This window comes from Streptomyces fagopyri (genome assembly GCF_009498275.1).
GTDB classification, from domain to species: Bacteria; Actinomycetota; Actinomycetes; order Streptomycetales; family Streptomycetaceae; genus Streptomyces; species Streptomyces fagopyri.
In genome coordinates this window covers 6,219,929-6,243,220 of record NZ_CP045643.1, presented here as the reverse complement: position 1 = coordinate 6,243,220, position 23,292 = coordinate 6,219,929, and the positions used below count along the sequence as shown (strand labels likewise).

At 71.6% G+C, this 23,292-nt stretch carries 20 protein-coding genes; 12 read left to right on the top strand and 8 right to left on the bottom strand.

From position 1 onward, the window contains the following. Positions 1 to 197 precede the first annotated feature (197 nt). The 3 genes from GFH48_RS26880 to GFH48_RS26870 all read right to left on the bottom strand — a co-directional run bounded on the left by GFH48_RS26880 (position 198) and on the right by GFH48_RS26870 (position 2,142). On the bottom strand, positions 198 to 1,049 hold the full coding sequence (locus GFH48_RS26880) for an isoprenyl transferase (protein WP_153290708.1): 852 nt from the start codon (positions 1,047 to 1,049) through the stop codon (positions 198 to 200). Between the two features lie 41 nt (positions 1,050 to 1,090). Then, a complete protein-coding gene (gene recO, locus GFH48_RS26875) occupies positions 1,091 to 1,837 on the bottom strand; it encodes a DNA repair protein RecO (RefSeq protein ID WP_194280683.1) in 747 nt (248 codons plus the stop codon). Positions 1,838 to 1,914: 77 nt separating this feature from the next. Beyond that, positions 1,915 to 2,142, bottom strand: a complete 228-nt coding sequence (locus GFH48_RS26870) for a hypothetical protein (protein WP_228120968.1) — start codon at positions 2,140 to 2,142, stop codon at positions 1,915 to 1,917. Between the two features lie 800 nt (positions 2,143 to 2,942). Between GFH48_RS26870 and GFH48_RS26865 the strand changes: the two genes are divergently transcribed. After that, complete coding sequence (locus GFH48_RS26865) at positions 2,943 to 4,046, top strand: hypothetical protein (protein WP_153290706.1); 1,104 nt, start codon at positions 2,943 to 2,945, stop codon at positions 4,044 to 4,046. A 315-nt stretch (positions 4,047 to 4,361) separates the two neighbouring features. On the opposite strand, the gene GFH48_RS26860 is transcribed toward GFH48_RS26865, so the two are convergent. After that, positions 4,362 to 5,108, bottom strand: coding sequence for a FadR/GntR family transcriptional regulator (locus tag GFH48_RS26860; protein ID WP_153293124.1), 747 nt, complete (start codon positions 5,106 to 5,108; stop codon positions 4,362 to 4,364). A 214-nt stretch (positions 5,109 to 5,322) separates the two neighbouring features. Here GFH48_RS26860 and GFH48_RS26855 point away from each other — a divergent pair, with 214 nt between their 5' ends. Genes GFH48_RS26855 through GFH48_RS26835 form a run of 5 tightly spaced genes read left to right on the top strand, consistent with a single transcriptional unit; the run spans position 5,323 to position 11,891 of the window. Continuing rightward, positions 5,323 to 6,951 carry an ABC transporter substrate-binding protein gene (locus GFH48_RS26855; protein WP_153290705.1) on the top strand — a complete coding sequence of 543 codons (1,629 nt, stop codon included), beginning with the start codon at positions 5,323 to 5,325 and terminating at the stop codon, positions 6,949 to 6,951. 19 nt (positions 6,952 to 6,970) lie between these two features. Next, a complete protein-coding gene (locus GFH48_RS26850; RefSeq protein ID WP_153290704.1) occupies positions 6,971 to 7,933 on the top strand; it encodes an ABC transporter permease in 963 nt (320 codons plus the stop codon). After that, the gene (locus GFH48_RS26845; RefSeq protein ID WP_153290703.1) at positions 7,930 to 9,891 is read left to right on the top strand and encodes a dipeptide/oligopeptide/nickel ABC transporter permease/ATP-binding protein; all 1,962 of its coding nucleotides are present in this window, start codon (positions 7,930 to 7,932) and stop codon (positions 9,889 to 9,891) included. Before GFH48_RS26850 ends, GFH48_RS26845 begins: the two co-directional genes overlap by 4 nt. Continuing rightward, positions 9,888 to 10,946 (top strand): oligopeptide/dipeptide ABC transporter ATP-binding protein, encoded by a 1,059-nt coding sequence (locus GFH48_RS26840; RefSeq protein WP_153290702.1) that lies wholly within the window; start codon positions 9,888 to 9,890, stop codon positions 10,944 to 10,946. The genes GFH48_RS26845 and GFH48_RS26840 overlap by 4 nt, the downstream gene beginning before the upstream one ends. A 9-nt stretch (positions 10,947 to 10,955) precedes the next feature. Next, entirely contained in the window at positions 10,956 to 11,891 is a 936-nt protein-coding gene (locus tag GFH48_RS26835) for a dihydrodipicolinate synthase family protein (RefSeq protein ID WP_153290701.1), read from the top strand. Positions 11,892 to 11,913: 22 nt separating this feature from the next. On the opposite strand, the gene GFH48_RS26830 is transcribed toward GFH48_RS26835, so the two are convergent. The 3 genes from GFH48_RS26830 to leuA all read right to left on the bottom strand — a co-directional run bounded on the left by GFH48_RS26830 (position 11,914) and on the right by leuA (position 15,831). Continuing rightward, the gene (locus GFH48_RS26830; RefSeq protein WP_407698666.1) at positions 11,914 to 13,155 is read right to left on the bottom strand and encodes a sialidase family protein; all 1,242 of its coding nucleotides are present in this window, start codon (positions 13,153 to 13,155) and stop codon (positions 11,914 to 11,916) included. 72 nt (positions 13,156 to 13,227) lie between these two features. Then, the gene (locus GFH48_RS26825; protein WP_153290700.1) at positions 13,228 to 13,923 is read right to left on the bottom strand and encodes a TerB family tellurite resistance protein; all 696 of its coding nucleotides are present in this window, start codon (positions 13,921 to 13,923) and stop codon (positions 13,228 to 13,230) included. A 186-nt stretch (positions 13,924 to 14,109) separates the two neighbouring features. Further along, a complete protein-coding gene (leuA, locus tag GFH48_RS26820) occupies positions 14,110 to 15,831 on the bottom strand; it encodes a 2-isopropylmalate synthase (RefSeq protein ID WP_153290699.1) in 1,722 nt (573 codons plus the stop codon). A gap of 353 nt (positions 15,832 to 16,184) precedes the next feature. Here leuA and GFH48_RS26810 point away from each other — a divergent pair, with 353 nt between their 5' ends. The 6 genes from GFH48_RS26810 (at position 16,185) to GFH48_RS26785 (ending at position 23,059) form a co-directional block, all read left to right on the top strand. Beyond that, complete coding sequence (locus tag GFH48_RS26810) at positions 16,185 to 17,258, top strand: M4 family metallopeptidase (RefSeq protein WP_153290698.1); 1,074 nt, start codon at positions 16,185 to 16,187, stop codon at positions 17,256 to 17,258. 32 nt (positions 17,259 to 17,290) lie between these two features. Continuing rightward, positions 17,291 to 17,557 carry a protealysin inhibitor emfourin gene (locus GFH48_RS26805; RefSeq protein WP_153290697.1) on the top strand — a complete coding sequence of 89 codons (267 nt, stop codon included), beginning with the start codon at positions 17,291 to 17,293 and terminating at the stop codon, positions 17,555 to 17,557. 124 nt (positions 17,558 to 17,681) lie between these two features. After that, on the top strand, positions 17,682 to 19,007 hold the full coding sequence (locus GFH48_RS26800; protein ID WP_153290696.1) for a GH1 family beta-glucosidase: 1,326 nt from the start codon (positions 17,682 to 17,684) through the stop codon (positions 19,005 to 19,007). After that, positions 19,004 to 20,269 (top strand): MFS transporter, encoded by a 1,266-nt coding sequence (locus tag GFH48_RS26795; protein ID WP_153290695.1) that lies wholly within the window; start codon positions 19,004 to 19,006, stop codon positions 20,267 to 20,269. The genes GFH48_RS26800 and GFH48_RS26795 overlap by 4 nt, the downstream gene beginning before the upstream one ends. Positions 20,270 to 20,541: 272 nt before the next feature. Next, positions 20,542 to 21,879: a beta-xylosidase gene (locus GFH48_RS26790; protein ID WP_153290694.1), complete on the top strand. Its 1,338-nt coding sequence runs from the start codon at positions 20,542 to 20,544 to the stop codon at positions 21,877 to 21,879. Between the two features lie 70 nt (positions 21,880 to 21,949). After that, positions 21,950 to 23,059: a WxL protein peptidoglycan domain-containing protein gene (locus tag GFH48_RS26785; protein ID WP_153290693.1), complete on the top strand. Its 1,110-nt coding sequence runs from the start codon at positions 21,950 to 21,952 to the stop codon at positions 23,057 to 23,059. Here GFH48_RS26785 and GFH48_RS26780 read toward each other — a convergent pair. Beyond that, positions 22,953 to 23,291, bottom strand: a complete 339-nt coding sequence (locus GFH48_RS26780) for a P-II family nitrogen regulator (protein WP_148013890.1) — start codon at positions 23,289 to 23,291, stop codon at positions 22,953 to 22,955. The genes GFH48_RS26785 and GFH48_RS26780 overlap by 107 nt on opposite strands. Position 23,292 lies beyond the last annotated feature (1 nt).

Here is a 23,292-nt window from a genome sequence, read left to right as displayed (position 1 = left end):
CCGCCGACGGGCGGCGCGGACCACCGGTGACAGGCGCGGACCCGGTGAGAGACGCGCGGACCGCCGGTGAGAGACGCGCCGCGCCGGGTTCCGGCCGCGGCGCGCGCGGGCTGTCCCGCCGCGGTCGTGTACATCACGGCAGGCGCGGATGAGGGGGGTGCCCGGCCGGGCACCCCCCTCATCCGCGTCCGTGGGTGTCAGGCCCCTTCCGGGCGGCCCCGCATCGCTTCCTCCATGGCGAGCAGGTCCTCGTTCGGGACGGCGCCACCGAAGCGGCGGTCGCGCTGGGCGAACTCCACGCAGGCACGCCACAGGTCACGGCGGTCGAAGTCCGGCCACAGGACGTCCTGGAAGACCATCTCGGCGTAGGCGCTCTGCCAGAGCAGGTAGTTGGAGGTGCGCTGCTCGCCGCTGGGCCGCAGGAACAGGTCCACGTCCGGCATGTCCGGGTAGTAGAGGTACTTCGCGAAGGTCTTCTCCGTGACCTTGTCCGGGTCGAGCCGGCCCGCCCGCACGTCCTCCGCCAGGGCCTGCGCCGCGTCCGCGATCTCCGCGCGGCCCCCGTAGTTCATGCAGAAGTACAGAGTGAGCCGGTCGTTGTCCTTGGTCTGCTCCTGGGCGATCTGGAGCTCCTTGGCGACCGACTTCCACAGCTTGGGCATCCGGCCCACCCAGCGCACCCGGATGCCGAGCGCGTCGAGCTGGTCACGCGTCTTGCGGATGAAGTCGCGGTTGAAGTTCATCAGGAAGCGCACCTCGTCGGGCGAACGCTTCCAGTTCTCGGTGGAGAACGCGTACAGGGAGATGGCCCCGACGCCGACCTCGATCGCGCCCTGCAGCACGTCCAGCACCCGCTCGGCGCCGATCTTGTGGCCCTCGGTGCGGGGCAGCCCGCGCTCCTTGGCCCAGCGGCCGTTCCCGTCCATGACGATCGCCACGTGGTTGGGGACCAGCTCGCCGGGAAGCTTGGGCGCGCGGGCACCGGACGGGTGCGGCTCCGGCGTCTCGTACTCGCGGCGCTGGCGCCCCAGGAACCCGCGTACCACCATGTGTCTCTCGTCTCCCTAGGTCTTGCGTCTGTTGCTCTGCACTACTTCTCGACGTACCGCAGCGAGCGCAGCCCGCGCTCCAGGTGCCAGTGCAGATAGGCCGAAACCAGCCCGCTGCCCTCCCGGACGAACCGCGGCTCGCACGCGTCCGCGGTCTCCCAGTCTCCCGTGAGCAGTGCGCCCAGGAGTTCGAGGGCTCCCGCCGAGGGTACGACGCTGCCGGGCACCCGGCAGTCGACGCAGACGGAACCTCCCGCGGCGACCGAGAAGAACCGATTCGGTCCCGGCATCCCGCACTTGGCACAGGCACTGAAACTGGGGGCGTAACCGTTCACGGCGAGGGAGCGCAGCAGGAAGGCGTCGAGGACGAGGTGCGGTTCGTGCTCACCGCGGGCGAGGGTGCGGAGCCCACCGACGAGCAGCAGGTACTGCTGCACCGCGGGCTCCCCCTCATGGTCCGTGAACCGCTCGGCGGTCTCCAGCATGGCCGTCCCCGCCGTGTACCGCGCGTAGTCCGTCACGATCCCGCCGCCGTACGGGGAGATCGTCTCGCTCTGTGTGCACAGGGGCAGGCCGCGTCCGATCAGCTCGCTGCCCCGGGCGAAGAACTGCACGTCCACGTGGGAGAAGGGTTCGAGGCGCGCCCCGAACTTCGACTTGGTGCGCCGCACGCCGCGCGCCACGGCCCGTACCCGGCCGTGACCGCGCGTGAGCAAAGTGATGATCCGGTCCGCCTCACCCAGCTTCTGGGTGCGCAGCACGATGCCGTCGTCGCGGAACAGACTCATGCGGTCCATTCTCGCCTACGGCGCCCGCGCCCGGCCCGGACGGGCCCCTTTCGTCCCGCCCGCTCCCGTCACCGCCTTCAAGGGACCTCGCCGCGGCTGCGTGCGTTGGCGTACGCGGTGGCCGCGCTGAGCCGTTCCGCGGGGGTGGCCCGGCGCACCGCGCCCGGATCGCAGTCCCACTCCCTGCCGCCGCCGAGCGGCCTCAGCTGTACGTACGGCCCCACGTGCCCCATGACCATCCCCACCCTCCCGGTGTCCCCGTCCACGGCGTACGAGCCGACCGGCGGCCTCGTCGGCGGCTTCACCGCAGTGCCGCCCGGCCGGTCCGGTGCGGCGGCAACGTAATTCCGGCCTTCTTCCGTGCTGCCCGCAATTCCTCCACCGTTACCTCCGCCTCTTCGGCGCGGGACGCCGAGTGTTGTGCCCTCACCCTGTTCCCCGGACTTATGGAGTTTCACGCTTCGTGTCTCCGTGATGCCACTGTGCACCTACACTCGGCAGGAGTCTGCCTTCGACAAGTACTGCACGTCATGGGACGTTTGACCTGTGGCCAAGGGTGCACGGCAGAGGGTGTGCGATTTCCTTTCGGAACCACTCCGGACGGCTCGAACGGCCCATTCGCAAAACACGTTCGGATGCGTCGTCGCGGATCGAAAAAACCTGGAACCCGATGGTCCTTTCGAGTACGGCCGGCCAAATGCGCGGAAGGCCGACGGCGCGCGCACCGCTGGGAAATTCCACGCCGCACCGAGTTCACCCCGGGGGGCGGCCGGGGCGGTCGGGGCGATCACGGAGTCGCCGGCGAGGGCGACCGTCTCCGGGCCGTACGGATCGATCGCCGGTCGCCTGCGGGGCGGAGCGAGGCGAGGACGCCACGGATCGTCGCCGGACACCCGTCGACGGCGGGACAGGCGGCGGGCCGTCACCCGGAGACCGGCCCCCGCGCCGGCGCCGGCGCCGAACTCGCCGTGCGTCAGGGCCACCCGCTCACGCACGCCGGGACGAGCGGACCCGGTGCGTACGGGGGCGGGTGCGTGCGGCGTTGTCGGCGGACGGCCGTACTGTGCACCCAACGCCGTCTCGCATCACCCGCACTGGAGGAACCATGTCCGCGAGCGCCCGTCTCGTCACCACGCTCGCCGGCCCGCTGGATTCGGCCACGGCCGGCGCTCCGGACGTGCTGTGCCTGCCGGACCGGACACTCGTCCTACAGAGCGACGACGCCCAACTGGCCGCGTACGACCTGGCGGATGCGCTCGCGGGCGAGCCCTCCGTGGCGCGCTTCCCGGCGCCGTGGCGGCGCCGCTTCGGTACGCGCACCGTCGCGCCGGGACTGGACGTCGCCGTCTTCGCCGGCCTGCACGCGATACGGGCGGTCGACGTACACGGAGCGACCCTGTGGGAGGTGCGGCACGGCTGCTGGGAGGGCGGCTGCCCGGAGTTGCACGCCTCGGTCGACGAATACACCGACAGCCGCGACCACTTGTACGCCGACAGCGGCTCGGCGGTCTTCTCGGCGGACGGCAAGCTGGTGTGGGCCCACGTGCGCGGGCCGCTCACCGAGGGCGGCGAGGACCCCGAGGTGCTCGACGAGTGGCTGGTGCTCGACGCGGCCGACGGGACGGTGCTCGGGGAGGCGGACGCGCAGACGGTGGCCGCCGGTTCGGACCATGTGTCGCACCCGGACCCCGGGCAGATGGGGCTGAGTGTCGGCGAGGGCCAGGACGGGGTGCCGCTGCTGTGGGGCCACTGGGACGGCGAGCGGCTCTCCGTCGACCGGATCGGTGACGACGACCGGATACTGCTCGCGGTGAGCCCGTCCGGCGAGCACTTCCTGACGGTCACCCACTATCAGGAACTCCTCGCCCTGCACCGCGTCGCGGACGGCTCGGTCGTCTCCGAGCTGGACGCCGACGAGGCCGTGACGCCCCATCCCGCGCTCCCGCCGGAGATCGACGAGACCGAGGTGCACTGGGACTACTACGCCGGTTTCCTCGACGAGCACACCGTCATCACGGGCACGGTCGAGGCCGACGAGGAGTTCGGGGCGGGGCGGCACTGGCTGGTCGACGTGCGCGACATGCGACTGCTCGGCGAGGTCGGCTATCCGTTCCCGGTGTCCGGTGTCCCCCTGGCCCTGGGCGACGGCAGCTGGTGCACGGTCTCCGAGGACACGAACGAACTCCAGGTGTGGCGGCTCGACGCCTGAGCCGGGGTTCGGGGCGGCTCCGAGGAGCGGCCCGGGGTTCAGGACCGGCTCCGCGGGGGCGGTCAGGAGCGTGCTCGCTCACCGCGGCCCCGTACGGACCGCCGCCGCCACGGCGACTCCACCCCGTGCCCTCCACGCCCGCCACGGACGAACGCCACCGCCCGCTCGGGCGGCGGCCGTCCCGGCGGGGCTGCCGGGACGGCGGGGCTGCCCGGGCGGCCGGAGGCCCGGCCGCGGCTCTTCACCGGGCCGACGTGGGCGGATCCGGCCGGACGGCACCCCGAGCCGGACCGCCGCGCCGTACCGGAAGCCGGTTCAGCTCACGCCGCGCGACGCCTGCGCCGCCCGAGCCTCGATTCCGCGGAAGTGGTCGGCCATCGCGCGCTGCGCCGCCTCGACGTCGCGGGCGCGCAGCGCCGTGACGATGTCCCGGTGGCGGCGGACGGTCACCCCGGGTGCCGGGTCGTCCGTCCAGCCGCGGACGCCGGCGACCCGGCTGAAAACCGTCCAGAAGGCGCCGAGCAGTTGCGGCACCAGTGCGTTGCCCAACGGCGCGTACAGCAGTTCGTGGAATTCCCGGTCGAGTTCGGGGAAGGGCCGGCCCGCGCGGCCCGCCTCCTCCATCTCGGCCACGACGGCTTCGAGCCGGTCGAGTTCGGCCTCGGTGAGCACCGCCGCGACCCGGTGTATCAGCCCCTCCTCCAGGACCTCGCGGACCTGGAGGATCTCTGCCAGCGCCCCGGTCTCGTTCGTGTCGTCCTGCCGGGCGAGCGTGCGGAAGGTGAGGCCGTCGGCGAAGGGGGTCAGAGAGGCCTGGCCGACATAGGTGCCGTAACCGTGCCGGATATCGACTATGTCGAGCGCCTGCAAGGCCTTCAGCGCCTCACGGACGGAGTTGCGGCTGACGCCGAGGTCGTTCATCAGCTCCGTCTCGGTGGGCAGCGGGGCGCCCGCCCGGAGTCTGCGGTCGAGGATCAACTGCGTGACCTCGCGCTGGATCTGGCTGCTCACCCGGCGCTCGGGCCTGCGCCGACTCCCGGTCTCCTCGGCCATGCGCCGCATCGTACGCTCACTGGACATCCGACGTCCCACCTCCGGGCGTATTCAGTACCAACTACCCTTATGTCAAGGCTTCATTGGTCGCACCCCTGGAAGATACGCCATTCGTGTGCGAACCCTTGACCGCCCCCACCGCCCCTCCTATGGTCACGCTGCCCCCATGACGTAGGACGTCGTATCTCCATCTCTCGGACCACCTCTCCCCACTGGAGGAACCGTGCGCGACGTGACCGATCTCCCGGCGCCGCACCGCCGGTCGTTCCTGAAGTACACGGGCGCGCTCGGCGCGGCCGCCGCACTCTCCGCGTCGCTGGCCGCCTGCTCGTCCGGCCCGCAGTCCACCAACGACACCGGCGGCGGGAAGGGCGGCGAGGACGCCGCGCTCACCGCGGTCATCGGCTACGGGAACGACGGGAGCTGGGACCCGACACAGACCGCGTCCGCCTTCTCGATGGCCGCGAACCAGCACATCTACGAGGGTCTGCTCGACACCGACCCGATCTCCCGCGAGCCCTACGCGGCCCTGGCCACCGAGGTCCCCTCCGACCTCACCGGCACCTCGTGGAAGTTCACGCTGCGATCCGGGGCCACCTTCCACGACGGCGAACCCGTCACCGCCGACGACGTGGTCTTCGTCTTCGACCGGATTCTCGACCCGAACACCCAGACCCTCGCCAAGGGGTTCTTCGAGAGCTGGCTGGAGAAGGCCCGCAGGATCGACGCCTCGACGGTCGAACTGGTCCTCAAGTTCCCGTTCCCCGACGGCCTTTCACGGCTCACCCTGGCGAAGATCATGCCGAGGCACGTGTTCTCCCGGCCGGGTGCCTGGGACGACGCGATCAAGGGGAAGGCGGTCGGCTCCGGGCCGTACCGGCAGACCGCCCACCACCCCAAGTCGAACACCACCTTCGAGGCCTTCGCCGGCTACAACGGCCCGCGCCCGCCCGCCTTCAAGCGGATGAACTGGCTGACGATCGTGGACGCGGCCCCACGCGTCGCGAAGATCTCGGGTGCCAGTGCCGGTGCGCAGATCGCCGACAACATCCCGTACGCCAACATCGAGCAGCTCAAGAAGGGCGGCATGAGCGTCCAGGGCGGCGCGGGGATGAACAACCTCTTCCTGATGTTCAACACCCGGCACAAGCCCTTCGACGACGTACGGGTGCGGCAGGCCCTGCACTACGCCATCGACACCGGCAAGATGGTCGAGGTCGCCCTCAGGGGGCACGGGAAACCGTCGAGTTCGTTCCTCAACGAGGGCAACCCGGCCCACCGGGCCGCGAAGACCGTCTACGCGTACGACCCCGAGAAGGCGAAGAAGCTCCTGACGGCCGCCGGGGTGTCGGGGCTCAGGATCGACATCCTGGCGGTGAACGTCAGCTGGATCGTGGACTGTCTGCCGACCATCAAGGCGTCCTGGGACGCGATCGGCGTCGAGACCACGCTCTCACCGCAGGAGACGACGGCCGTGTTCACCAAGATGGACCAGAAGCAGGACTACCAGGTCGTCGCCGCCGCCTCGAACCCCAACCAGTTCGGACTCGACGCCGACCTGATCATGCACTACAACTACGGCCCGCGGAACCTGTGGATGCAATACGCCCGTTGGGCCGGTGACCCGGTCGCCCGGCAGCTCTTCAAGGACATGGACCGGGCGACACGGGAGCCGGACGCCGACCGGAAGAGGGCGATGATCCAGGACTACGTCGACGTCGTCGCGGAACAGGCCGTGCTCTACCCGGTGGTGCACAACGAGCTGATGACGGCCTGGGATCCCGGGAACCTCTCCGGGGTCAGGGCCCAGCCCTACCCCGGCATCAACCTCCTCCAGGCCAAGTGGGCATGAAGGGACGGGGAGTTCGCCGATGACGGCCATCGTCCGCATCCTGGCCCGCCGGGTCGCCCTGCTCGTCCCGCTGCTGCTCGGCATCGTGCTGTTCGTCTTCCTGGTGATGCGCTTCTCGGACGTCGACCCGGCGTCCGCGTTCTTCCAGGGCGCCAACCCCACACCGCGGCAGCTGCACGACTTCCGGGAACGCAACGGCCTGCTCGACCCCTTCCCCCTCCGCTACGTCCACTTCGTCGGCGACCTGCTCCACGGCGACCTGGGCACCAGTGCCCTGACCCGGGCACCGGTCGTCGACCAGGTCACCACCGCACTGCCGCTCACCCTCCAGCTGACCTTCCTGGGCCTCGGCATCGCGGTGGTGCTGGCGCTGCTCGGCGGGGTCACCGCCGCGCTCCACCGCGACCGGCTGCCCGACCAGGTCATCCGGGTCGTGTCGCTGACCGGGGTGGCGGCGCCGGGCTTCTGGCTGGCGCTGCTGATGATCCAGTACCTGGCCGTGGACCGGGGCTGGTTCCCCACCGGCGGATACGTCAACCCCGGTGACTCGCTGGGCGGCTGGCTGCGGACGATGACCCTGCCGGCCTTCGCGCTCTCGCTGCCGGTAGCCGCGCAGCTCACCCGGATCGTCCGCACGGCCGTGGTCGAGGAACTGGACAAGGACTACGTACGGACCGCGGTCGGAAGCGGGCTGCCGCCGCTGGTCGTGGTGGGGCGGAACGTGCTCCGCAACGCCCTGATCAACCCCCTGACCGTGCTGGGACTGCGGGTCGGCTATCTGCTGGGCGGCGCGGTCGTCATCGAGACGATCTTCTCGCTGCCCGGGATGGGCAAGCTGATGATCGACGCCGTACAGAACGGCGACCCGGCGGTCGTCCAGGGGGTCGTCCTGACGACGGCCGCCGGCTTCGTGGTCGTGAACCTCGTCATCGACATCCTGTATCTGCTGGTCAATCCACGTCTGAGGGACGCCGCTCGATGATCATCACGCGCAAGAGTCTCGCGGCGGCCCTGGCCCGGCCCGGCGTCCGGCTGCGCCGGCTCCCCGTCCTGTCCCGGTTCGCCGTCTGCTTCCTGGCCCTCGTCGTCCTGCTCGCGCTGTTCGCTCCCCTTCTCGCCCCGCACGACCCGCTCGACCAGCAGCCGCGGGCCGACGGCAGCGGGCATCCCTCCGCGGGCCACTGGATGGGCCAGGACAGCCTCGGCCGGGACCTCCTCAGCCGGCTGATGTACGGCGCCCGCTGGTCCCTCGCGATCGGTCTCGGCGCCACCGCGCTGGCCCTGGTCGTGGGCGCGCTCCTCGGCGCGGTCGCGGCGACCTCCCGCAAGGCGGTCGACGAGACGCTGATGCGCTGCCTGGACGTGGTGATGGCGTTCCCCGGAATCGCGCTGGCCGCCGTCCTGGTCGCGGTCTTCGGCGGCGGCATCACGGTCCTGATCTGCGCGATCGCGTTCCTGTTCACCCCACCGGTGGCCAGGGTCGTCCGGGCGAACGTGCTCGACCAGTACGGCGAGGACTATGTGACGGCCGAACGGGTCATCGGTGCCCGCACACCGCACATCGTGCTGCGGCACGTGGCCGTCAACTGCGCCGCCCCCGTCCTCGTGTTCTGCACGGTCCAGGTCGCGGAGGCGATCGTCTTCGAGGCGTCGCTGTCCTTCATCGGCGCGGGCGTCCGGCCGCCGGACCCGTCCTGGGGCAGTGTCATCGCGGACGGCAAGAACATGGTGCTGACCGGCGGCTGGTGGGCGACGGTCTTCCCCGGCCTGCTGATGCTGGTCACCGTACTGTCGCTGAACGTCCTCTCCGAGGGGGTCTCCGACGCGTGGGCGGCACCGGCCGCGCGGGAGGTGGACGCCGGCGGGGACCGGCTGGAGACGCCGGAGCCGGGCAGTGGAACGGTCCTCGAACTGCCGGGTCTCGCGGAGGCGGCGGCCCGGCTGCGTTCCCGGGCCCGCCCGCTGCCCACCGGCCCGCCGGTCCTCCGCGTCGAGAACCTCGCCATCGGCTTCGACGCCCGGCACAGCGGCGTGGACATCGTCGACGGCATCAGTTTCGAGGTGCGCCCGGGTGAAGTCCTGGGCCTGGTGGGCGAGTCGGGCTGCGGGAAGTCGCTGACGGCGCTCGCGGTGATGGGCCTGGAACCGCCGGGAACCCGGGTGCGGGGCCAAGTCCTTTTCGACGGACGACAGTTGGTGGGCGAGTCGATGCGGGTGCGACGACGGCTGCTGGGCCATGAGATGGCGATGATCTACCAGGACGCGCTGTCGTCGCTGAACCCCGCCATGACGATCCGGGCACAGCTGAAACAGGTGGTGCGCAGGGGCGGCAGACGCTCCCCCGCCGAACTGCTGTCGCTGGTCGGCCTCGATCCCGCCCGCACCCTGCGCAGTTACCCGCACGAGCTCTCCGGCGGCCAGCGCCAGCGCGTCCTGATCGCGATGGCCCTCTCCCGCAGCCCCCGGCTGATCGTCGCCGACGAACCGACGACGGCGCTCGACGTGACCGTCCAGGCGCAGATCATCACGCTGCTGCTGCGGCTGCGCGAGGAACTGGGCTTCGCCCTGGTCCTGGTCTCGCACGATCTGGCGCTCGTCGCGGACGTCACCGACCGGGTGGTGGTGATGTACGGCGGCCGGATCGTGGAGACGGGCGTGACAGCCGACCTGGTCGGGTCACCCGCCCACCCCTACACGCGGGGCCTGCTGGGCAGTGTCCTGTCCCTGGAGTCGGCGGCCACCCGCCTGACACAGATCAAGGGGGTCGTGCCCTCCCCCGCCGACTTCCCGGCGGGCTGCCGGTTCGCCGACCGCTGTCCGTCGGCGACCGAGGTGTGCGGGACGACGCGACCCGTCCTGCTGGGCACCCCGGCGCACACGGCGGCGTGCCACCACCCGGCGGTGGAGCTGACGACCACGGAGAGCGAGACCGTCGCATGACCGCACTCGTCCGGCTCGCGGACACCCATGTCGTCCACCGCGCCCGCAGCGGCGGTCCGTTCGCCCGCGACCGGGTGTACGCCCTGACCGGTGTCGATCTGACCGTCGCGCCCGGAGAGACGGTCGGGGTCGTCGGCGAGTCCGGCTGCGGGAAGTCGACGCTCGCGAAGGTGCTGGTGGGCGTCCAGCGGCCGGCGTCCGGCACGGTGACGTTCGGCGGCCGCGACCTCTGGACGATGAAGCCGGCCGAGCGACGGGCGGCCGTCGGCGCCGGCACGGGCATGATCTTCCAGGACCCGTCGACGGCACTGAACCGCCGACTGTCCGTACGACGGATCCTGCGCGACCCGCTGGACGTGCACCGGCGCGGCACACCGGCCGGACGTGAGCTGCGGGTACAGGAGTTGATGTCCCTGGTGGGCCTGCCCAGGGCCCTGGCGGAGGCCCTGCCGGGGCAGCTCTCCGGGGGGCAGCGCCAGCGCGTCGCCATCGCGCGCGCCCTGGCGCTCGACCCCGACCTGGTGGTGGCCGACGAGCCGACCAGCGCGCTGGACGTGTCGGTCCGCGCCCAGATCCTCAACCTCCTGCTGGACCTCAAGGAGCGGCTCGGGCTCGCGCTGGTGTTCGTCTCGCACGACATCCAGACGGTACGCAGGATGAGTGACCGCGTGGTCACGATGTACCTCGGCCGGATCGTGGAGGAGTCCCCGGCCGCCGAGGTCACCGCCCGGGCCCGGCACCCGTACACCCGCGCCCTCTTCTCGGCCACGCCGGGTCTTCTGGCACCGATCGACCCCATCCCGCTGGCGGGCCCGGTGCCCTCGGCCACCCGGCCGCCGACCGGCTGCCCCTTCCGCACCCGCTGCTGGAAGGCGGACGGCACCTGTGCGTCCGCCATGCCGGACTTCACGGCCGCGTCGACCCCCGGACACCGCTTCCGGTGCCACCATCCTGTGCGGGAGGGCGAGTCGACGCACGACCTGGTGGCACAGGCGGTGGCGGTCTCTCCCCCCGTGGCCGACATCCCCGCCCAGCATCACCAGCATCAGCCCTAGGGAGCCTCCATGCCGATCCCCGCCCCGCTGACCGGTGTCGTACCGCCCGTCTGCACGCCCCTGACACCGGACCGCGAGGTGGACGTCCCCTCGCTCATCAAGCTCGTGGACCATCTGGTGGACGCCGGGGTCGACGCGCTGTTCGTGCTCGGCTCGTCCTCGGAGGCGGCGTATCTGACCGACGCGCAGCGCCGGCTGGTGGTGGGGACGGTGAAGGCGCACCTCGGCGGCCGGCTGCCCCTGCTGGCGGGGGTGATCGACATGACGACCCCCAGGGTGCTCGACCATGTCGCGTCGGTCACCGCGGCGGGGGCGGACGCGGTGGTGGCGACGGCGCCCTTCTACGCCCGTACCCACCCGGCGGAGATCGCCCGGCACTACCGTCTGGTCGCCGCGCGCTCCTCCGTGCCGGTCTTCGCGTACGACCTGCCGGTGTCCGTCCACACCAAGCTGGACGCGGAGCTGGTGCTCGAACTGGCCGCGGACGGGGTGCTGGCCGGTCTCAAGGACTCCAGCGGTGACCTGGGCGGGTTCCGCGCGGTGGTGACGGGGGCGAGGACGCGTCCCGGTGTCGCCGGATTCAGTGTCCTCACCGGTTCCGAACTCGTCGTCGACTCGGCGCTCGCGCTGGGGGCGGACGGGGCGGTGCCCGGTCTCGCCAACGTCGATCCGCACGGGTACGTGCGGATCGACCGGCTCTGCCGGGAGGGGGACTGGGAGCGGGCGCGGGCCGAGCAGGAGCGGTTGTGCGCGTTGTTCGGGATGGTGGGGGTCGGTGACTCCGGGCGGATGGGGAGTGGGTCGTCCGCGCTCGGGGCGTTCAAGGCCGCGCTGTATCTGCGGGGGGTGATCTCCTGTCCGGTGACGGCGGAGCCGCAGGTGCCGTTGTCGGAGGGGGAGGTGGAGCGGGTGGGCAAGTATCTGGCGACGGCGGGCCTTCTGTAGAGGTTCTTCCGCCCCCGGACCGTCACCCCGACGGTTTCGGGGCGAGCCGACGGAACTCGATGCGGGCGTACGGGCCCGGCTCACCCGTCTCGTAGAGGATCCCGACCCGCCCGGAACCGAGCGGCACGAGGTCCGAGTACGCGGCCGGCCGCGAGGAGAGCGTCATCGCCCTGGTGAACGTGACGCCGGAGTCCGCACTGCTCCACAAGGCCATGGCCCGCCGCGCGTGAGGTACGGACGGCCCGGAGAAGAGCAGGGGAGCGTGCGGGCCGGGCATCTGCAGGACGCCGCCCTGGACCACCGGCACGTCGTTCAGCGCCGGCTGGACGGCGTACGGCCGGGACAGCGTCCGTCCGCCGTCGTCGGAGTAGGCGTCCAGCCGGTGCCCGCCCGCGCCCCCCGTACCGTTCTGGTCCCGCGCGGTGAAGTACAGCCGCCCGCCGGGAAGTTCGGCCACCCCGCTCTCGTTGACGTTGAGCCGTCCGTCGTAGGAGTCGTCGACGAACCCGAGCCGCCAGTCGAGGCCGCCGTCGTCGCTGTAGAGGGCGTGGCCGCCGTAGTACCGGGGTTCCCGGCCGGTGTCGGCGGAGCCCGGCGGCGGCGCCGAGGAATGGTCGGCGGGAACCACCAGCCGCCCGGCGTGCGGACCGTGCCGCAGGGCGATGGCGTGGCCGGGCCCGGTGGCGTACCACCGCCACCACGGCCGCTTCACCGCGCCGGTGATCTCCCGGGGAGCGGAGAAGTGACGGCCGTCGTCACGGCTCGTCTGGACGAAGACACGGCGGCCGAGTCCCCGCGCGGCCTCGCCCCGCATGATCCGCGCCTCGGTCACCCCGCCGCCGTTGAAGCAGGTGAGCAGCACGACGCGGCCGCTGCGGGGGTCCACGACGGGGGCCGGGTTGCCCCGGGTGTTCCCGCCGCCGTCCGCGACGACCCGCAGCGGACCCCACGTACAGCCGCCGTCGGCGGAGCGTCTGAGGACGACGTCGATGTCCCCCGTGTCGCCTCCGCCGTCGTGCCGCCCCTCGGCGAAGGCGAGCACCGTGCCCGCGCCGGTCCGGACGACGGCGGGGATGCGGTAGGTGTCGTAGCCGTCCCGGCCCGCGGTGTACGGCACGGAGACCGCGCAGTGGGGCCCCGACCGGGAGGCCGCCGACGGGGAGGCGGCGGACGCCGTACCGACGCCGGCGGGAGCGGCGAGGAGGCCCACGGCCAGCGCGACGCCGAGGCTGCGTCTCAGGGGGGCCTCGCTCTCGCCTCGCACACCGCGAGGCGCGCTACGTCACGTAGCGCACAGATTACCCCTGGTGATCATTCCGTGCCTCCGTGCCGCGGTCTAGTACGGCGTGCGCGCCGCGACCAGGAGCCGGGTCACCTCGTCCGCGCAGATCGTCAGCGCCGCGCCCACGGTGGACAGGACGTCCCGTTCGGCGGGCGTGTACGGCCCGTCGGCCAGGGCGATCCGGGCCCCCTGGAGCAGGATCGATTCGCGGCCGGCCGACGCGAGGTGCGGCGCGAGCGGGTCCAGTGCCTCGTGGAGCTCTATCGCGAGGCCCGCCCCGCAGGGCTCCCCGAAGAGCCGGCCGGTGTCCGCGGCGAGGGCCTCGACGAGCGCGGCGAGCTGGTCCTCGGTGCAGTCGTCGAAGCCGGCCGAGCGCACCGCGACGGCGGCGGTCTCCAGGGACGTACGGGAGCAGGTGCCGCCGGCCGCGAGCACGGCGAGCGCGACGGTGTGGACGGCGTCGCGGAGCATCGCCGAGAAGCGGGTGGTCGTGGGGTGGTCGAGGACGTCCGCGCCGTAGTGGCGGCGGCACGCGGCGCACTCGACGACGGGGCCCGTCTCACCGCGCGGCAGGACCGGTACGCCGAGGAGGGTGAAGCGGCGACGGCCGGTGAGGCGCTGGTAGTTGCGGTCGCCTCCGCAGCCCGGACAGAAGAACTCGCCGTCCCCCATGGTGGTCCACGCGGTACGGGTGCCCAGGATGCGGGGAACCTGAACTGCACGACCGTTTCGTCCCCACCCTGGCAGCACCGTCGCACACCTCCGTAACGCCGCGGCAACATCGCCGCGCTGGCGTGATGTTAGCCACATTGTTGATGTGGAGTCAGTACCCCGGACGAGACCTCTCCGTGATCTTCACGGGGATTGGCCGGTAAACGACGCGGCTCCGCCCGCCCCGGAAGGCGGACGGAGCCAGGAAAGCGCCGGTCAGGGTGGTCAGCGGGCCGCGCGGTTGACGGCGGAGACCACGGCCTTCAGCGAGGCGCGTGTCGTATTCGCGTCGATCCCGATTCCCCACAGGACCTTGTCACCGATCGCGCACTCGATGTAGGAAGCGGCCTGCGCGGACGCGCCCTCACTCATCGTGTGCTCCTGGTAGTCCAGCAGGCGTACGTCGACGCCGATGGACTGCAGGGCGTCGAAGAACGCGGAGATCGGACCGTTGCCGCTACCGGTCAGGACGGTGTCGGTGCCGTCCACCGAGGCCTCGACGGTCAGCGAGTCGATGCCGTCGCGGTCGGTCGTGGTCTGGCCGGTCTTGACCTGGATGCTGCCCCACGCGTTCTGGGGGTTCGGCAGGTACTCGTCCTGGAAGATCGCCCAGATGTCCTTCGGGGTGACCTCGCCGCCCTCGGCGTCCGTCTTGGCCTGGATGATCTTCGAGAACTCGATCTGCATCCGGCGCGGCAGGTCCAGCTTGTGGTCGTTCTTCAGGACGTACGCGATGCCGCCCTTGCCGGACTGCGAGTTGACGCGGATGACGGCCTCGTAGCTGCGGCCGACGTCCTTCGGGTCGATCGGCAGGTACGGGACGGCCCACTCGATGTCGTCGACGGTGACGCCCTTCGCGGCCGCGTCGGCCTCCATGGCGTCGAAGCCCTTCTTGATGGCGTCCTGGTGGGAGCCGGAGAAGGAGGTGTAGACGAGGTCGCCGACGTACGGGTGACGGGCGTGGACCTCCATCTGGTTGCAGTACTCGGCGGTGCGGCGGACCTCGTCGATGTTCGAGAAGTCGATCTGCGGGTCGACGCCCTGCGAGAACAGGTTCATGCCCAGGGTGACCAGGTCGACGTTGCCGGTGCGCTCGCCCTGGCCGAACAGACAGCCCTCGATGCGGTCGGCGCCGGCCATCAGGGCCAGCTCGGCGGCGGCGACGGCCGTACCGCGGTCGTTGTGCGGGTGGACGGACAGGCAGACGTACTCGCGGCGGGAGAGGTTGCGGCTCATCCACTCGAAGCGGTCCGCGTGCGTGGAGGGGGTCGAGCGCTCCACGGTGGCGGGCAGGTTCAGGATGATCTCCCGGCCGGGGCCGGGCTGGTAGACGTCCATGACGGCCTCGCAGACCTCCAGGGCGAAGTCCAGCTCGGTGTCGGTGAAGATCTCGGGGCTGTACTGGTAGCCGAAGGTGGTGCGCTCGTCGAGCAGCTTCTCGGCGTACTCCATGACCAGCCGGGTGCCGTCGACGGCGATCTGCTTGATCTGCTCCTTGGAGCCGCGGAAGACGACCCGGCGGAAGACGGGGGCCGTCGCGTTGTACAGGTGGACCGTGGCGCGCCTGGCGCCCACCAGGGACTCCACCGTGCGCTCGATCAGGTCCTCGCGGGCCTGGGTCAGTACGGAGATCGTGACGTCGTCCGGGATGGCCGTCTCGTCCTCGATGATCGAGCGGACGAAGTCGAAGTCCGTCTGGCCGGACGCCGGGAAACCGACCTCGATCTCCTTGTAGCCCATCCGCACCAGCAGGTCGAACATCTCGCGCTTGCGGGCCGGTGACATCGGGTCGATCAGCGCCTGGTTGCCGTCCCGCAGGTCCGTCGACAGCCAGCGGGGGGCGACGGTGACACGCTGGTCCGGCCAGGTGCGGTCCGGGATGTCCACCTGCTCGTACGTGCCGTACTTGTGGACCGGCATGGCGGTGGGCTGCTGGAAGTTCGGCATGATGCGTGGGCTCCTCAGAGGGTGTCCGGAAGGACGGCCGACGGCGCAACGCCGAACTCCGCGGGGAGGGGGTCGGCCTCGACTACAGGCCCTCGCCGCGGCAGCTAAGGAGAAGCAGCCCGAAACGCATGATGCTCCGCAGCCTAGCCGAGCCGTGCTCCGTACGGGGGGCTGTATCAGTATGCGGGATCGCCGGCCCATAAGGAAGAAAGCAGACAAAAAGTACATCACATCACTCAGAGTGAGCCTTCATACCACCGGAGAGCGGACGGGGGCACTCCCTATCACCGCATTTCACACGATCTTGGTCGCCGGTAGTGACACGGGAGTGACTCAGTGCAATGGTGCCGGGCATGACCGCCAACGCGGCAGGCTTCGAGCCTGTCTTCTGCACCATCGTGCCGCCCCACGTCCTCGACACGCTGGCCCGGCACGAGGACCCCGCGCTCTCCGGACCCGCGCGCCGCACCCTGGAGCGCGACGCCTTCGAACGCACCCACCGCCGGCTGACCACGGTCATCGGCGCGCCCGCGGTGGCCGCGCCCCAGGACGCGGCCGCCGACAAGCCGCGGCGCACCGTCTACGACGCCCGCCACCACCAGGACCTGCCCGGCAAGAAGGTCCGCGGCGAGGGTGACGGCCCCGGCAGGGACGCCACCGTCAACCGCGCGTACGCCGGCCTCGGAGCCACCTTCGACCTGTACCTCAACGCCTACGCGCGGAACTCGATCAACGGCGAGGGACTCCCTCTCGACGCGAGCGTGCACTTCGACCGGGACTACAACAACGCCTTCTGGAACGGCGAGCAGATGGTCTTCGGGGACGGTGACGGTGAGATCTTCCTCGACTTCACCATCCCGGTCGACGTCATCGGCCACGAGCTGACCCACGGCGTGACCCAGTACACGGCGAACCTCACCTACTTCGGCCAGCCGGGCGCGCTCAACGAGTCCATGTCCGACGTCTTCGGCTCACTGATCAAGCAGTACACGCTCGGCCAGACCGCCGCCGAGGCCGACTGGCTGATCGGCGCCGGACTGCTCGCCCCGCGCGTCACCGGCAAGGCGCTGCGCTCCATGAAGGAGCCCGGCACCGCGTACGACGACGACGTGCTCGGCAAGGACCCGCAGCCCGCGACGATGGACGGCTATGTGAAGACCGGCCGCGACAACGGCGGTGTCCACATCAACTCCGGCATCCCCAACCACGCCTTCTACCTCGTCGCCCAGGCGCTCGGCGGCCACGCCTGGGAGCGTGCCGGGCAGATCTGGTACGACGTCCTGACCGGCGGCGAGCTCCCGTCGCAGGCGAGCTTCACCGACTTCGCCGGCCTGACGGTCGCCTCGGCACGCGCCCGCTACGGGGAGGGCGAGGAACTGCAAGGGGTGGCGAAGGCCTGGGAGCAGGTCGGGGTCGCGACGTCGTAGCCCCGGCGTCCGATCCGTACTAGACAGGACCCATGCGTATTCAGGTGAGGCGCACGGGCGGATTCGCGGGCATCGAGCGCCGGGCCGAGCTGGACACCTCGGGGCGGGCCGACGGCCGTGAGTGGCAGGCCCTGGCCGAGCGGGCGGTCGCCGCCGGCCGGGGCACCCGCCCCGCCGGGGTCCCGGACGGTTTCAGCTACGAGATCACGGTGGACGGCAGGACGGTGTACGCGGCCGATCCGAGCCTGACCGAGGAGCAGCGGGAGCTGATCTCACGCGTGCTCAAAGAAGGGGCGTGAGAAGGGGCGCGGGAAGAGGCGAGGGAAGAGGCCCGGGGAAAGGGGTGGGGGAACCGGGCGCCGCCGAGGAAGCGGTAACTCGTAGTTCACGCCCGCCCGTTGACTTCCTTTACTGTCGGTAAGGATGATCGCGCGCATGGCGACGAACCCCCTACCGCAGTTCCCGCCCGGCTTCCTCTGGGGCGTGTCCACCTCGGCCCACCAGATCGAGGGCGCCGTCGAGGAGCGCGACCCCTCGGTGTGGGACGCCTTCACCGCCGAGCCCGGCCGCGTCAAGGACGGCTCGACCGCGGCGGTGGCCTGCGACCACTACCACCGCTATCCCGAGGACGTGGCGCTCCTCGCCGACCTGGGCGTGGACGCGTACCGCTTCTCCGTCTCCTGGCCCCGGGTGAACTCCCCCGGCGGCCTCGACTTCTACGACCGGCTCGTCGACGCGCTGTGCGCGGCCGGGGTGCGCCCGGTCCCGACCCTCTTCCACTGGGACCTGCCGCTGGAGCTGGACTGGCTGAACCGGGACACGGCGGAGCGCTTCGCCGAGTACGCCGCCGTCGTCGTCGGCCGGCTCGGTGACCGCGCGCGGAAGTGGATCACCCTGAACGAGCCCGCCGAACACACCCTGCTGGGCCACGCGCTCGGGGCGCACGCCCCCGGCAGGCGGCTGCTCTTCGACGCGCTTCCCGTGGCCCACCACCAGCTCCTCGCGCACGGCCTGGCGGTACGGGCGCTGCGCGCGGCCGGGGCCGGCGACATCGGGATCGCCAACTCGCACGGGCCGACCTGGGCGGCGTCGCGGCGCGCCGAGGACGTGGAGGCGGCGGACTTCTACGACCTTCTGCTCAACCGGCTGTTCGCGGACCCGCTGCTGCTGGGCCGCTACCCCGACGGCGTCGGCGAGCTGATGCCGGGACACCCCGAAGGCGTCGAGGCGGATCTGAAGGTGATCGCGGAGCCGCTGGACTGGTACGGGATCAACTACTACCAGCCGACCAGGGTGGGTGCCCCGCAGGGCACGGAGATCGAGTTCGGCGGTCTGACCCTGCCCGCCGAACTCCCCTTCTCGGTGCGGGAACTGGAGGGCTACCCGGTCACGGACTTCGGCTGGCCGGTGGTCCCCGAGGCACTGACCGAACTGCTGCTGGACTTCCACCGGCGCTACGGCGACCGGCTCCCCCCGGTGGTCATCACCGAGAACGGCTGCTCGTACGAGGGCATCGACGACCAGGAACGGATCACCTTCCTCGACGGCCATGTCCGGGCCCTGCACCGGGCGTCGGAGCAGGGCGTCGACGTCCGCGGCTACTTCGTGTGGTCGCTGCTGGACAACTTCGAGTGGGCGGAGGGGTACGCGCGCCGCTTCGGGCTGGTGCACGTCGACTACGACACGCAAAAGCGCACCCCGAAGGCGTCGTACCTCTGGCTCCGGGACGCCCTGCGGGCGCGGGGATGACGGCGGCGGACCCGGCCGGGACGCCCCCGAGCGCCCTCTCCGAGCCCGTCGAACGGGTCGGCCGGGGCTGGATCTCCGCGCTCTCGCTCGCCAACGGGGCGATCTGGGTGGGCTGGTACGGACCGCTGCAGATCCTTCTCGCCTCCCAGGCCGAGGACTTCGCACCCGGCACCGGCCTGTCCAAGGAGACGGTGCTGGCGTGGGTGACCGGCGCGGGCGCGGTCGTGTCACTGGTCGCCAACCCCGTCTTCGGCGCGCTCTCCGACCGGACCACGGCCCGCCGGGGCCGCCGTACGCCGTGGATCCTGGCCGGGTCGGCGGGCGGCGCCCTGTCGCTGCTGCTCCTGGCGGGGGCAGGCGGGATCTGGACGATGGCGCTGGGCTGGTGCCTGGTCCAGCTGACCCTGAACGCCGCCTTCGCCGCGGTCACCGCCGCCGTCCCCGACCGGGTGCCCCGGCTCCAGCGGGGCTCGGTGGGCGGCTGGCTGGGCGCGGCGCAGATCCTGGGCGTGGTCGGCGGGACGGGCCTGGCGACCGTGGCCGGGGGCGTGGGCGGCGGCTACGCGGCCTGCGCGGTGTTCACGCTGGTGGGCGTACTGCCGTACGTGCTGCGCTTCCCGGACCTGCGACTGCCGCTCGCGCGGCGGCCACCCTGGTCGTGGCGCTCCTTCGCCGCCTCCTTCCGGCTGAGCCCCCGCGACCATCCGGACCTGGCCTGGGCCTGGCTGACCCGCTTCCTGATCAACCTCAGCAACGCGCTCGTCCTGCTCTACCTGCTGTACTACCTGCGGGACCGGCTGCACTACGACGATCCCGAGAACGGTGTGCTGATCCTGACGGCGGTCAACGGTGTCACGCTGCTCGCCACGGTCGTGGTCGGCGGCGTGTGGTCGGACCGGGTCGGCCGCCGCAAGCCGTTCGTGATCTGGTCGGGCGTGCTGATGGCCCTCGCGACGGGGCTCCTGTCCGGCTGGCAGACCTGGCCGGGCGCGATCCTCGCGGCGGCGGTGCTGGGCGTCGGCTTCGGCGTCTTCACCTCGGTCGACTTCGCCCTGATGACGGACGTGCTGCCCAGGGCCCTGGACCGCGGCAAGGACCTCGGCGTCATCAACGTCGCCAACGCCCTGCCCCAGGTGGCCGCCCCGGCGCTGGCCGCCCCGATCGTGACGTACCTGGGCGGCTACCGGATGCTGTACCTGGTGGCGGCGGTGATCGGCCTCGTGGGCGCGGTGCTGGTGCGGCGGATCAGGGGCGTCGACTGAACCCTGCTGCCCGGCCACGGCCCGGCTCGCGGCACCCGTGGAGTGAGCGGCGGGCACCGGCCCCCTCCCGTGCTCGCGGGCGGCCCCGGCCGCTTTCGCCGGTCCTCGGAGAAACCTCCGAGTGGCCGGTCCGGTGACCTTGACACGATCTGATGGCCCATCAGTTGATGGCCCGGCGTTCCATTGACTTCTCTCACCACCCGCACGTCAATGGCCCCCTGTCGGCGCGGACGAGCCGCTGCGCCCGCATCCCTCAGGAGGGGGCAACAACCATGGGAACCACGGGTTCGACAACCCGAAGACGCCGCTGGGCGGCGCTGCTCGGGGCGACCGCGCTGGCGGTCACCGCGGGCGGAGCGCTGGCCGCCCCGGCCGGAGCCGTGTCCACGGAATCCCAGAACGTGGACTTCGCCACGCACTGCATCCCGCCGCCGATCGCGGGCATCCCCCCGATCGACGGCACCACCACCGCGGTGGTCTCGGTGGACAACGCCACTCCCAAGGTCGGTGACACCGTCACCGTGACGTACAAGGTGGTCACGCCCGCCGCGAGCAACCCCACCGCCATCAGCCTGCCGGCCGACATCATGACGCCCACCGGCAAGGTCACCCTCGGCGGGGCCCAGACGGGCTCCATCACCGTCGCGGGTCCCAAGAAGAACGACCCGGTCGCGGGCAACGCCCCCTTCCCGTCGTTCAGCATGACCGGCACCTTCACGGTCACCGCGCCGGGCGCCATCACGCTCTCGCCCGGCGACTACAACATCCACACCAGCTACATCCTGGAGCTCGACACCCCCTGCACCGTGACCAACCCGCCCGCCCCGGTCTCCGACACGGTCACCGCGACGGACGGGACCCAGACCAACACCCGTGCCATCACGCTCGGCACGGCCTCCGGGAAGCCCGGTGACAGCGTGACCGTCACCGGCAGCCACTTCACCCCGGGTGCCACCGTGACCCTCGCCGGACGGTCGGGGGCCACCCAGACCGCCGACACCGGCACCGCCACCGCCGACGCCCAGGGCGCGTTCAGCGGCACGCTGGCCGTCAACGACAAGACGACGACCGGTGTGGTGGCGTACGAGGGCGCGAGCTGGAGCGACACCAAGGGCGCGGGACCGGCGGCGTACGTGGTCGTCGACGACACGCCCGTCCCCGACAACGCCCAGAAGATCACCACCACGGTGAAGGCGGGGACACTGTCGATGTCACAGGCCGGGGACGCCGTCCAGCTGTCCGCGGTCGACTTCGGCCAGGGCGGGGCCTCGGACGGAGCCCTGCGTACGGTGACGGTCAAGGACTTCCGCGGCGGACCCGCGGGCTGGTCCCTGACCGGCAAGGTCACCGACTTCACCGGTCCCGGCGCCAAGATCGACGCCGGCCGGCTGAGTTGGAGCCCCGCCTGTGTCACCAAGGCGGCCAGTCCGAGCACCTGTCAGGCCGGTTCGTCCGGCACGGTGGGGCTCGCGGGAGCGACGCTGGCGTCCACCCCCAACGGGGGCCTCACCGGGGGTGAGTTCACCGTCGACGCGGGCCTGTCGCTGAACGTGCCCGCGTTCACCCCGCCGGGCTCGTACTCCGGCGTGCTCACGCTGACGCTCACCTGACCGTTCCGTTCGCACCCCGGTGGCCGGGCGCGCACCCGCCCGTCCACCTCGTCCGTGGGGGTCCGCACCCATGCGCAAGCCGTATGCCCTCCCGCTGTCCGTCCTCCTGTCCTTCCTGCTCGCCCCGCTCGTCCTGCTCGCGCCGGCCGCGTCCCGCGCGTACGCCGCCGACAACGGCAGCTGGTCCGTCTACCCGTTCGCGACCCAGCTCTCCGCACGGCCGTACTTCATCCTCTCCGCCGACCCCGGCACCACGGTCAGGGACAAGGTCACCCTCACCAACAAGACCGGTGCCCCGCTGGCCTTCCGGCTCTACGCCGCCGACGCGTACAACACCGTGCGCGACGGGGGCTTCGCGGTGCGTACGGCGAAGGAGAGACAGCGGGAGGTGGGCGCCTGGGCGCGGCCGGCCCGCTCCCGGGTGACGGTTCCCGCGCACGGCTCGGTCACCGTGCCGTTCACACTCCGGGTCCCCGAGCGCGCCGAACCCGGAGACCACGCCGGCGCGCTGGTCGCGCTCGACGAACGGGTCGACGCCGGCTCCGGAGCGGTCGCGATGGGGGTCCAGCGGGCGGTCGGCGCCCGGATCTACCTCCGGGTCGGCGGACCGACGGTCCCCGCCCTCGCCGTCGAGAAGGTCCACATCAGCCACCACCAGCCGCTGGTACCCGGCACGGGCACCAGCACCGCCACCATCACGTACACCCTCCACAACACGGGCAACGTGACGCTGGACCCCCGGGTGCGGCTGAGGGCGGAGGGGCTCTTCGGCCGGACGCTGTTGACCCGGAACCTGACCAGGATCCCCGCCCAGCTGCTGCCCGGGCAGCGGGTACGGCTGAGCGAGCCGTGGCACGGGGCCCCTCAGCTCGACTGGGGCGACGTGACCGTGACCGCGAGCGCCCAGGGCACCCGGCAGTCGGCGAGCACGTCCTTCCTCGCCCTGCCGTGGCTCGTACTGGCGCTGGTGGTGGCGGCGGCGCTCGGCGGCGCGGCGGTGCTCAGGGCGCGTGGCGGGCGGGGATGGCCGTGGGCACCCGGGGCGTCGCCGGGCCGTGTCCGGCCGTGGCCGTTCAGAGGGCGTCGGGACCTCGCTCGTCCGTCCGTACCCGCACCACCGTCTCCACCGGAACCGTCCACACCTTCCCGTCGCCGATCTTCCCCGTCCGCGCGGCCTTGACGATCGCGTCGACGGCCGGACCCGCGTCCGCGTCCTCGACGACGACCTCGATACGGACCTTGGGGACGAGGTCGACCTGGTACTCGGCGCCGCGGTACACCTCGGTGTGCCCGTGCTGGCGCCCGTACCCGCTGGCCTCCGTCACGGTCAGACCGTGGACGCCGAGTTCCTGCAGCGCGGTCTTGACCTCGTCGAGGCGGTACGGCTTGACGATCGCGGTGATGAGCTTCATG

Excerpts from the sequence above, each read along its gene's own strand:
- GFH48_RS26780 (WP_148013890.1), bottom strand. The coding sequence starts at position 23,291 with ATGAAGCTCATCACCGCGATCGTCAAGCCGTACCGCCTCGACGAGGTC.
- GFH48_RS26840 (WP_153290702.1), top strand. The coding sequence starts at position 9,888 with ATGACCGCACTCGTCCGGCTCGCGGACACCCATGTCGTCCACCGCGCC.
- GFH48_RS26790 (WP_153290694.1), top strand. The coding sequence starts at position 20,542 with ATGGGAACCACGGGTTCGACAACCCGAAGACGCCGCTGGGCGGCGCTG.
- GFH48_RS26880 (WP_153290708.1), bottom strand. The coding sequence starts at position 1,049 with ATGGTGGTACGCGGGTTCCTGGGGCGCCAGCGCCGCGAGTACGAGACG.
- GFH48_RS26835 (WP_153290701.1), top strand. The coding sequence starts at position 10,956 with ATGCCGATCCCCGCCCCGCTGACCGGTGTCGTACCGCCCGTCTGCACG.
- leuA (WP_153290699.1), bottom strand. The coding sequence starts at position 15,831 with ATGCCGAACTTCCAGCAGCCCACCGCCATGCCGGTCCACAAGTACGGC.
- GFH48_RS26810 (WP_153290698.1), top strand. The coding sequence starts at position 16,185 with ATGACCGCCAACGCGGCAGGCTTCGAGCCTGTCTTCTGCACCATCGTG.
- GFH48_RS26805 (WP_153290697.1), top strand. The coding sequence starts at position 17,291 with ATGCGTATTCAGGTGAGGCGCACGGGCGGATTCGCGGGCATCGAGCGC.
- GFH48_RS26785 (WP_153290693.1), top strand. The coding sequence starts at position 21,950 with ATGCGCAAGCCGTATGCCCTCCCGCTGTCCGTCCTCCTGTCCTTCCTG.
- GFH48_RS26795 (WP_153290695.1), top strand. The coding sequence starts at position 19,004 with ATGACGGCGGCGGACCCGGCCGGGACGCCCCCGAGCGCCCTCTCCGAG.
- GFH48_RS26865 (WP_153290706.1), top strand. The coding sequence starts at position 2,943 with ATGTCCGCGAGCGCCCGTCTCGTCACCACGCTCGCCGGCCCGCTGGAT.
- GFH48_RS26800 (WP_153290696.1), top strand. The coding sequence starts at position 17,682 with ATGATCGCGCGCATGGCGACGAACCCCCTACCGCAGTTCCCGCCCGGC.
- GFH48_RS26845 (WP_153290703.1), top strand. The coding sequence starts at position 7,930 with ATGATCATCACGCGCAAGAGTCTCGCGGCGGCCCTGGCCCGGCCCGGC.
- GFH48_RS26860 (WP_153293124.1), bottom strand. The coding sequence starts at position 5,108 with ATGCGGCGCATGGCCGAGGAGACCGGGAGTCGGCGCAGGCCCGAGCGC.
- recO (WP_194280683.1), bottom strand. The coding sequence starts at position 1,837 with ATGAGTCTGTTCCGCGACGACGGCATCGTGCTGCGCACCCAGAAGCTG.
- GFH48_RS26850 (WP_153290704.1), top strand. The coding sequence starts at position 6,971 with ATGACGGCCATCGTCCGCATCCTGGCCCGCCGGGTCGCCCTGCTCGTC.